Genomic DNA, 8,561 nt, shown 5'->3' with positions numbered 1-8,561 from the left:
CCGCCCGCCCGGCGCGCTCCCGAGCCCGGCCCGCCCGCGTGTGCCCGAAGACGCCGGACCTCCCCGTCGGCGAGCCCTTCGCGAGCCGGTGCGCGCCTCCTCCCGCCTCCGCCGTCGAGGCCCGGCTCCGGGCGCTCCTCGCCGAGCGGCTCGTCTTCGATCCGGCGCACACGGCGGTGCGTCTCGCGCGGCCGTTCTTCGAGCACTGCGAGGCGTGGCCCGACCTGGTGCTCGGCGAGCTGCGCGTCGCGATCGAGTACGACTCCACCGGCCGTCACGGACTCGAGCACGTCGGGCACCGCGAGGAGGCCGACCGGCGGAAGGACCGCGCGCTCCGCTCCGCCGGATGGGAGGTGGTGCGCATCCGCACGGGGAAGCTGCTGCCGCTCGGCCCCCACGACCTGGTCGCCACGGGAGTCACGGCCGCGCTGGCGGACCGTCTGGTCGACCGGCTCCGCGATGTCCGCGGTCCGCTGCTCGTCGACGCCTGGGGGCGCTGAGCGCGTCGCGCGGCGGCTGCGGGACGGTCCTCCGGGACCCGCCCCCGTCGCTCCCTCCCCGTCGCTCCCTCCCCGTCGCTCCGTGCAGGTGTCCGGCTCGGCGGAACGGGACCCGCGGACGCAGTGCCGGCGAGCGGGAACCGTCGCGTGGGAACCGGCGAGTCGGAGCGGTCGAGTCGCAGCCGCCCGCTCGCAGCCGACGCGTCAGAGCCGCAGGGCCAGCGCCTCGCTGCGCCAGCGGCGGTGCAGGGCCCAGGGGTCGGGCTCCCCGGCGCGCACGGTCTCGATGTGGGCGTCGAGCACGGGGCTGCGCGCGAACCACTCGGTGCGCTCCAGGCGCTCGTCGGCGAACTGGGCGTGCCGATGCTGCTCGAGTGCTCGCCCGCCGCGCTCGAACGCGAGGAGCTCCTCGTGCCGGAGCCGGTGGAGGCGCTGCCGGGGATTGCCGCTGGTGCCGATCTTGATCCGCTCGCCGAAGCGGATGTAGTAGACGACGTCGACCCGGGGCGGCGGGAGCTCGCCGTCGGGAGCATCGCCGAGCCGCCACTCGCAGGCGGCGCAGAGCCAGGCGGAGGGGAGCCGGACGCCCAGGCGGGACCCGCACGCCGCGCACGGCGAGGGCAGGGCGTCGATCACGCCGTCCTCGCGGGCGACCCAGTCGTGCGCGAGCCCGAGGTGCGCCGCGCAGAGCGCGAGGGGGGCGCCCGTCTCGGCCGAGGACGCGCACCCTCCGATCGCGCACGCTGACATGCCGCCGACGCTAGGTGCGACCCCCGACATCGCGCCGCCGTCGACCGCGCCGCCGCGAGCACGCAGGAGTCGGAGTGCTCGCTCTCGAGGACGGCGGCACCCGCGCGCTCGCTGCCCGGCGGATCAGCTCAGGCGGTCGACCAGCGACGAGGCGAGGCCCGTGTAGCCGCCCGGCGTCAGCGCCAGCAGGCGCTCCTTCGCCGCGTCGCCGATGTCGAGACCCTGCACGAAGACGGCGAGGTCGTCGGCACCGAGGCGCTTGCCGCGGGTCAGGTCCTTCAGCAGCGCGTACGGGTCGGTGATCGAGGAGCGGCCGGCCGCCACCTCTGCGCGGATCACCGTCTGGATCGCCTCGGCCAGCACCTCCCAGTTGCCGTCGAGGTCGGCGGCGAGGGCGGTCGGGTCGAGGTCGATCTCGAGCAGGCCGCGGGCGATGTTGTCGAGGGCGAGGAGGGAGTGGCCGAACGCGACGCCGATGTTGCGCTGCGTGGTCGAGTCGGTGAGGTCGCGCTGGAGGCGCGAGGTGACCAGGGTCTGCGCGAGCGAGTCGAGCAGGGCGCTGGAGAGCTCGAGGTTCGCCTCGGCGTTCTCGAAGCGGATCGGGTTGATCTTGTGCGGCATCGTGGACGAGCCGGTCGCCCCGGCCTGGGGGATCTGCCGGAAGTAGCCGAGCGAGATGTAGGTCCAGACATCGGTGCAGACGTTGTGCAGGATGCGGTTCGCGTGCGCGGCCCTGCCGTAGAGCTCGGCCTGCCAGTCGTGCGACTCGATCTGGGTGGTCAGCGGGTTGAAGACGAGGCCGAGGGAGGTGACGAACTCCTCCGCGAGGGCGGGCCAGTCGGTGCCGGGGTCGGCGGCGAGGTGCGCGGCGAACGTGCCCGTCGCTCCGCTGAACTTGCCCAGGTACTCCGTCGCCTCGATCTGCGCGACGACCCGCTCGAGCCGGTACGCGTAGACGGCGAACTCCTTGCCCATCGTGGTCGGGGTCGCGGGCTGGCCGTGGGTGCGGCTGAGCATCGACTCGTCGCGGTAGCGGACGGCCAGCTCCCGGAGCGACGCGACGACCGAGCGCAGCTTCGGCAGCCAGATCTCGCCGACGGCCTGGCGGACCACGATCGCGTAGGAGAGGTTGTTGATGTCCTCGCTGGTGGCGGCGAAGTGGGTGAGCTCGGCGATGCGCTGCAGGCCCAGCTCCTCGAGCCACTGGCGGACGAGGTACTCCACGGCCTTCACGTCGTGGCGGGTGCGGGCCTCGAGGGTCGCCAGCTCGTCGATCTCGGGCTGGCCGAAGTCGCGGGCGCGGCGGCGCAGCTCCTCGGCGGTCGCCGCGTCGACGGGCTCGGAGCCGAAGAGGCGGCGGTCGGTCAGCGCCAGCAGCCACTCGACCTCGACGTGCACACGCGCGCGGTTCAGCCCCGCCTCCGAGAGGTACTCGCCGAGCGACGAGACGGCACCGCTGTAGCGGCCGTCGAGGGGGCTCAGCGGCTGGGTGGGGAGCGAGGTCATGCGGTGGTGCCTTCCGGTTCTCAGGTGTCCTGCGCGAGGGCGGCGCGCGCGTCGGTGGAGTCGGGGCGGACCGAGCGGTTGCCGCGCAGTCCTGGTTCGATCTGGGCGAAGAGGGCCCGGCAGGCGCGCTCGATCAGCGCGAGCACCGAGTCGAACGCCGCCGCATCGGAATAGTAGGGGTCGGGGACGTCGCCCTGCGGGGAGAGGCCGGGCTCGAAGTCGAGCAGGCGGCGGATCTTCTGCCGGTCGACCTCGGTGCGCGCCCAGGAGCGCAGCGCGCGCTCGTGCCCGTGGTCGAGCGCGACGACCAGGTCGAACTCGGCGAAGCGGGACGGGTCGAAGAGCTGCGCGCGGTGGCGGCCCCCGTCGAAGCCGTGCCGCTCCAGCGCCGCGAGGGCGCGGCTGTCGGCGTGCTCGCCGAGGTGCCACTCGCCGGTGCCGGCCGAGCTGATCTCGATCGCGGAGCCGAGCCCCGCCTGCTCCGCCAGGGAGCGCAGCACCACCTCGGCCATCGGCGACCGGCAGATGTTGCCGGTGCAGACGAAGCACACGGCGAAGGCCGAGGGCGCAGGGGAGTCGGGGGTCACCCGCCCATCATGGCGCACCGCGGCTCCTCCACAGCAGGCCGATCGCGGCCGTCGTCCACCGACGGCGCGCGACGCCTCCCGGGCGGCGGCGGCGCGGCCGATGCCGGCTGCCGAGCCCGCGGTGTCAGTCCTGACGGCGGCGGAGGAAGGGGCGCAGGAGGAGGCCGATGAACCAGTTCACCAGGGCGAGCACGAGGGCGCCGAGCACGCCCCACCAGAAGCCGTCCACGACGAGGCCGAAGCCGAAGAGGCCGCTGATCCAGGCGGTCAGGAGCAGCAGGAGGCCGTTGACGAGGAACGAGACCAGGCCGAGCGTCAGCACGTACAGGGGGAACGCGACCACCCGCACCACTCCGCCGACGACGGCGTTGACGACGCCGAAGATCACCGCCACCAGCAGGTACGTGAGGACCGCCGCGGCGGGGCCCTCCTCGTACGGGTCCACGCGCACGCCCGCCACGACCAGGGTCGTGAGCCAGATCGCGACGGCGTTGGTCAGGAGGCCGAGGAGGAGTCTGCTCATGCCTCCACTATCCCCGCAGGCGGGGCGCGCCGCGAGCCGGGGCTCAGGTGAGGGGCCCGCCGATGGTCGGCTCGGGCGCAGGAGTGCAGAGGCGGGGGTCGTCGGCGCAGGTCCGCGGAGGGAGCACCGCGGTGGGCTCGGGCTGCGGCAGGGGCTCCGCCGTCGGCTGCGGGGCCTCGGTCGGCTCGGGGGCGGGCGCGGGAGCCGGCTCCGGAGCCGGGGGATCGGGCGTCGGCTCCTGGGTCGGCTCGGGCGCACTGGTCGGCCGGGGAGCGGCGGGAGGCGCGGGGCGCGGGGGAGGAGCGAATCCGCTGCCCGGCTCCGGGACGAGCGGCTCGCGCGCCTCGATCACGGCGACGGCCAGCGGAGCGACTGCGGCTCCCGAGGCGAGGGCGCTCCGGAGCTGCTCGACCGCGTCGGTCAGCACCGCCCGCCGGGACGTCGATCCGCGACCGGAGGCGAGGGTCGACGTGGCGAGGCCGAGCACGCGCTCGGCCAGCGCCGTCCGCTGCTCTCCGGCCGCGATCGTCGCGGTGGTGATGGCGTCGGCCGAGACTCCCTCGAGCGCTGCGTTCAGGGCTCCGATCGCCACCAGCAGATCGGTGCGGGCCGCGCCCGCGACGGTGCCGTCGGTCGCGGTGAGGAGCGCGAGCGAGTCGTCCCGCAGCGCGAGGCCGGCCTCGCGCGCGGCGGTGTAGGCCGGAGGCGCGGCGACGTCGATGGACGTCTCGCGGAGAGTCGGGGTCGCCTGCGTGCCCTCCGCGGAGGGCGTGCATCCGGTGAGCGCGCCGGCGGCGACGAGCAGGGCGATCGCGGCCGTGGCGCCCCGGAGGAGCGGGCGCGCACCCCCGCGCCGCTCGGCTCGCCCTCGACTCCGCATCACTGCACCCTAATCGGGGGACGGCCGCCGTGGGCGCCGGTCAGCGGGGCGGTTCGCGCATCCGAGACCCGGGTCGGCCGCACCTCCGGGCCGCACCGGCGGCGCTCGACCGGTGGGAAGGGGGGCCGGCGCACGCCCGTCGAGGGCGGGGGACGGCGCGCGCGGAACGGCGGGGCGCCCGCCGCCGCGCCGCCTAGCATGGGGCGGGTGACCGACCAGCAGGAGCCTCCCGTCCGCCTCCGCCCCGAGATCCTGGCGCTCCCCGCCTACAAGCAGGGCCGCGCGGCCGCCGCCGACGCCTTCAAGCTCTCCTCCAACGAGAACCCGTTCGACCCGCTGCCCTCCGTGCTCGCGCGGGTCCGCGAGGTGGACGACTTCAACCGGTACCCGGACGCGGCGGCGACCGCCCTGCGCACAGCGCTCGCCGCGGAGTACGGCGTCCCGATCGAGGAGGTGATCGTCGGAGCCGGCTCCGTCGCGGTCATCGCCCAGCTCATCACCGCGGCGGCGGGCCCGGGCGACGAGGTCGTCTACGCCTGGCGCTCGTTCGAGGCCTACCCCTCGCTCGTCACGACCGCGGGCGCCACCAGCGTGCGCGTGCCGCTGCGCGCCGACGACACCCACGACCTCGACGCCATGGCCCAGGCCGTCACCGAGCGCACCCGCCTGCTGATCGTCTGCAGCCCCAACAACCCCACCGGCACCGTCGCCACCGCCGACGACGTCGAGGCGCTCCTCGAGCGCGTCCCGGGAGACGTCCTCGTGCTCCTCGACGAGGCCTACGCCGAGTTCGTCGACGACGAGCGGGCCGTGGACGGCACCCGCCTGCTCGGCCGCTACCCGAACCTCGTGATCGCCCGCACCTTCTCCAAGGCGTACGGCCTCGCCGGCCTCCGCGTCGGCTACGCGATCGGCCACGCGCGGATCCTCGACGCCGCCCGCTCCACCGCCATCCCGCTCTCGGTCACCCGGTTCGCCGAGACCGCGGCGGTCGCCTCCCTCGAGCACCGCGAGGAGCTCCTCGAGCGCGTCCACCGCATCACCCGCCTCCGCGACGACCTCTGGCGGGCGCTGCTCGACCAGGGCTGGACGATCCCGGAGTCGCAGGCGAACTTCCTCTGGTTCGACACCCGCGAGGACACGGCGCGGGCCGCCGAGGTCTTCGAGCGCGCGGGAGTCGTGGTCCGCGCGTTCCCGCCGGAGGGGATCCGGGTCTCCGTCGGCGAGGCGCGCTCTGTCGACAAGCTCCTCAGCGCGGCGGCCGAGATTGTGGCTTCCCTCCCCGAGGGCCACCCCGCGAGACGGATAGGTTAGTCGGGTGGTAGCCACCAGCACGGAGTCGCCGACTGTCCAGTTCCTCTCCGCGGACGGGCGGTTCTCGCCGACCCCCGCGGCCGAGCAGTACGCCTCCTACCTCGACGGGGTGGACGAGGCGCAGCACCGCTCCTTCTACCGCGAGATGGCGGTGGTCCGCCGCTTCGACACCGAGGCCGCGAACCTGCAGCGCCAGGGCCAGCTCGGACTGTGGGTCCCGAGCCACGGCCAGGAGGCGGCGCAGGTCGGCTCCGCGTTCGCGATGCGCCCGCAGGACCACGTGTTCCCCTCCTACCGCGAGCACGTCGTCGGCAAGATCCGCGGCATCGACCTGCTCGGCGTCCTCGCGCTCCTGCGCGGCACGACGCACGGCGGCTGGGACCCGACCGACCCGACGAACGGGAACTTCCACCTCTACACGCTGGTGCTGGGCTCCCAGGCCCTGCACGCGACCGGCTACGCGATGGGCCTCACCCTCGACGGAGCGACCGGCACGGGCGACCCCGAGAAGGACGCGGCCGTCGTCGTCTACTTCGGCGACGGCGCCTCCAGCCAGGGCGACGTCAGCGAGGCGATGGTCTTCGCCGCGAGCTACCAGGCTCCCGAGGTCTTCTTCCTCCAGAACAACCACTACGCGATCTCGGTCCCCGTGGCCACGCAGTCGCGCAGCCCCCTCTACCTCCGCTCCTCCGGCTTCGGCATCCCCGGCGTGCAGATCGACGGCAACGACGTGCTCGCGAGCTACGCGGTCACCGCCAAGCACCTGCAGGACGCGCGCTCCGGCGGCGGTCCCCAGTTCATCGAGGCGCTGACGTACCGGATCGGCGCGCACACCTCGAGCGACGACCCGACGAAGTACCGCACCGACGACGAGCTCGCCTCGTGGGTCGCGAAGGACCCGATCACCCGCTTCGCCGCGTTCCTGCGGAGCGAGGGCGTGGAGCAGTCCTTCTTCGACGAGGTCGACGAGGAGGCGAAGGACTTCGCGTCCGACATCCGCCGCCGCCTCCTCGCCCTCGAGGTCCCGCCCACGGGCGTCATGTTCGACCACGTCTACTCGGAGCCGCACGTGCTCGTCGAGGAGCAGAAGGCGTGGCTGCAGCGCTACGAAGAATCGTTCGGAGGCGAGTGATGACGATCGACACCAGCACGACGGCCGCGCAGCCGCCCCTCACCGGGTCGCAGCTCGAGTCCATGTCCATGGCCAAGGCGCTCAACGCCGGCCTCCGCCGCGCGATGACGCAGGACGACCGCGTCCTCCTGATGGGCGAGGACATCGGCCCCCTGGGCGGCGTCTTCCGCATCACCGAGGGCCTGCACGCCGAGTTCGGGGCGAAGCGCGTGCTCGACACGCCGCTCGCCGAGTCCGGCATCGTCGGCACCGCGATCGGGCTCGCGATGCGCGGCTTCCGCCCGGTCTGCGAGATCCAGTTCGACGGGTTCATCTACCCGGCGTTCGACCAGATCACCTCGCAGCTGGCCAAGATGACCAACCGCCACGAGGGTGCGATCACCATGCCCGTCGTCATCCGCGTGCCCTACGGCGGGCACATCGGAGCGGTCGAGCACCACCAGGAGAGCAACGAGGCGTACTTCGCGCACACCGCGGGCCTGCGCGCGGTCAGCCCGTCGACTCCCAACGACGCCTACTGGATGATCCAGGAGGCCATCGCCTCGGACGACCCCGTCATGTTCTTCGAGCCCAAGAGCCGCTACTGGCCCAAGGGCGACGTCGACCTCAGCGGGTCCGCCGCGCCGCTGCACGCCAGCCGCGTCGTCCGCCCGGGCACCGAGGTCACGCTGGTCGGCTGGGGCCCGATGGTCGCCGTCCTCCTCCAGGCCGCCGAGCTCGCGGGCGAGGAGGGCACGAGCGTCGAGGTCGTCGACCTGCGCTCGCTCTCCCCGATCGACTGGGAGCCGCTGCTCGCGTCGGTCCGCAGGACCGGCCGGCTCGTCGTCGCGCAGGAGGCGTCCGCGAACGTGAGCCTCGGCTCCGAGATCGCGGCGACCGTCACCGAGCGCGCCTTCTTCTCGCTGGAGGCGCCGGTCCTCCGGGTCGCCGGCTTCGACACCCCCTTCCCGCCCGCCAAGGTCGAGAAGCTCTTCCTCCCCGACGTCGACCGCGTGCTCGAGGCCGTCGACCGCTCGCTCGCGTACTGACGCGCGCGACATCCGCCCGCACGAGCCCACAGGAGTCCCCCCGATGACAGAGCAGTTCCTCCTCCCCGACGTCGGCGAGGGCCTCACCGAGGCCGAGATCGTGGCCTGGAAGGTCAAGGTCGGCGACGAGGTGGCCGTCAACCAGGTCCTCGTCGAGATCGAGACCGCCAAGTCGCTCGTCGAGCTCCCCTCGCCGTTCAGCGGCACCGTGGTCGACGTGCTCGTCGACGAGGGCCAGACGGTCGACGTCGGCACCGCGATCATCACCGTCCAGGCCGGAGCCGGCTCGATCGGCTCCGAGGTGCCCGCGATCCCGGCCCACCCCGCGCAGGCCGCCACTC

General features: G+C 73.9%; 9 protein-coding genes and 1 pseudogene. 5 read left to right on the top strand and 5 right to left on the bottom strand.

All coding sequences use genetic code 11. The features are described from left to right. Nucleotides 1-500 (top strand): annotated as a pseudogene (locus C5D66_RS16505) (endonuclease domain-containing protein); the annotation flags it as partial. A gap of 204 nt (nucleotides 501-704) precedes the next feature. Here C5D66_RS16505 and C5D66_RS16500 read toward each other — a convergent pair. From C5D66_RS16500 to C5D66_RS17325, 5 genes are all read right to left on the bottom strand, one after another. Next, nucleotides 705-1,250: a GIY-YIG nuclease family protein gene (locus tag C5D66_RS16500; protein ID WP_104274485.1), complete on the bottom strand. Its 546-nt coding sequence runs from the start codon at nucleotides 1,248-1,250 to the stop codon at nucleotides 705-707. A 123-nt stretch (nucleotides 1,251-1,373) separates the two neighbouring features. After that, complete coding sequence (gene purB, locus C5D66_RS16495) at nucleotides 1,374-2,756, bottom strand: adenylosuccinate lyase (protein WP_104256441.1); 1,383 nt, start codon at nucleotides 2,754-2,756, stop codon at nucleotides 1,374-1,376. A gap of 20 nt (nucleotides 2,757-2,776) precedes the next feature. Further along, nucleotides 2,777-3,343 carry a low molecular weight protein-tyrosine-phosphatase gene (locus C5D66_RS16490; RefSeq protein WP_181027248.1) on the bottom strand — a complete coding sequence of 189 codons (567 nt, stop codon included), beginning with the start codon at nucleotides 3,341-3,343 and terminating at the stop codon, nucleotides 2,777-2,779. Nucleotides 3,344-3,467: 124 nt separating this feature from the next. Further along, nucleotides 3,468-3,866, bottom strand: a complete 399-nt coding sequence (locus C5D66_RS16485; protein ID WP_104225199.1) for a phage holin family protein — start codon at nucleotides 3,864-3,866, stop codon at nucleotides 3,468-3,470. A 43-nt stretch (nucleotides 3,867-3,909) separates the two neighbouring features. Next, nucleotides 3,910-4,746, bottom strand: a complete 837-nt coding sequence (locus tag C5D66_RS17325; RefSeq protein WP_181067911.1) for a hypothetical protein — start codon at nucleotides 4,744-4,746, stop codon at nucleotides 3,910-3,912. Between the two features lie 198 nt (nucleotides 4,747-4,944). Here C5D66_RS17325 and hisC point away from each other — a divergent pair, with 198 nt between their 5' ends. From hisC to C5D66_RS16460, 4 genes are all read left to right on the top strand, one after another. Next, nucleotides 4,945-6,060, top strand: a complete 1,116-nt coding sequence (gene hisC / locus C5D66_RS16475; protein WP_104226632.1) for a histidinol-phosphate transaminase — start codon at nucleotides 4,945-4,947, stop codon at nucleotides 6,058-6,060. Between the two features lie 4 nt (nucleotides 6,061-6,064). Beyond that, nucleotides 6,065-7,192 carry a thiamine pyrophosphate-dependent dehydrogenase E1 component subunit alpha gene (locus tag C5D66_RS16470; RefSeq protein WP_104226633.1) on the top strand — a complete coding sequence of 376 codons (1,128 nt, stop codon included), beginning with the start codon at nucleotides 6,065-6,067 and terminating at the stop codon, nucleotides 7,190-7,192. Nucleotides 7,193-7,254: 62 nt separating this feature from the next. Continuing rightward, nucleotides 7,255-8,220, top strand: coding sequence for an alpha-ketoacid dehydrogenase subunit beta (locus tag C5D66_RS16465; RefSeq protein ID WP_181028888.1), 966 nt, complete (start codon nucleotides 7,255-7,257; stop codon nucleotides 8,218-8,220). A gap of 43 nt (nucleotides 8,221-8,263) precedes the next feature. Next, nucleotides 8,264-8,561: biotin/lipoyl-containing protein (locus C5D66_RS16460; RefSeq protein WP_308471131.1), on the top strand; the 298-nt coding region annotated here is incomplete at its 3' end.

The sequence above is a fragment of the Rathayibacter sp. AY1B4 genome, assembly GCF_002932815.1.
Lineage (GTDB): Bacteria > Actinomycetota > Actinomycetes > Actinomycetales > Microbacteriaceae > Rathayibacter.
Note: the sequence above shows the minus strand (reverse complement) of the source record. Positions and strands in the feature narration are given on the sequence as shown.

Coding starts and splice junctions, on each gene's coding strand:
- C5D66_RS16500 (WP_104274485.1), bottom strand. CDS start 1,250: ATGTCAGCGTGCGCGATCGGAGGGTGCGCGTCCTCGGCCGAGACGGGC.
- C5D66_RS16485 (WP_104225199.1), bottom strand. CDS start 3,866: ATGAGCAGACTCCTCCTCGGCCTCCTGACCAACGCCGTCGCGATCTGG.
- hisC (WP_104226632.1), top strand. CDS start 4,945: ATGGGGCGGGTGACCGACCAGCAGGAGCCTCCCGTCCGCCTCCGCCCC.
- C5D66_RS16465 (WP_181028888.1), top strand. CDS start 7,255: ATGTCCATGGCCAAGGCGCTCAACGCCGGCCTCCGCCGCGCGATGACG.
- C5D66_RS17325 (WP_181067911.1), bottom strand. CDS start 4,746: ATGCGGAGTCGAGGGCGAGCCGAGCGGCGCGGGGGTGCGCGCCCGCTC.
- purB (WP_104256441.1), bottom strand. CDS start 2,756: ATGACCTCGCTCCCCACCCAGCCGCTGAGCCCCCTCGACGGCCGCTAC.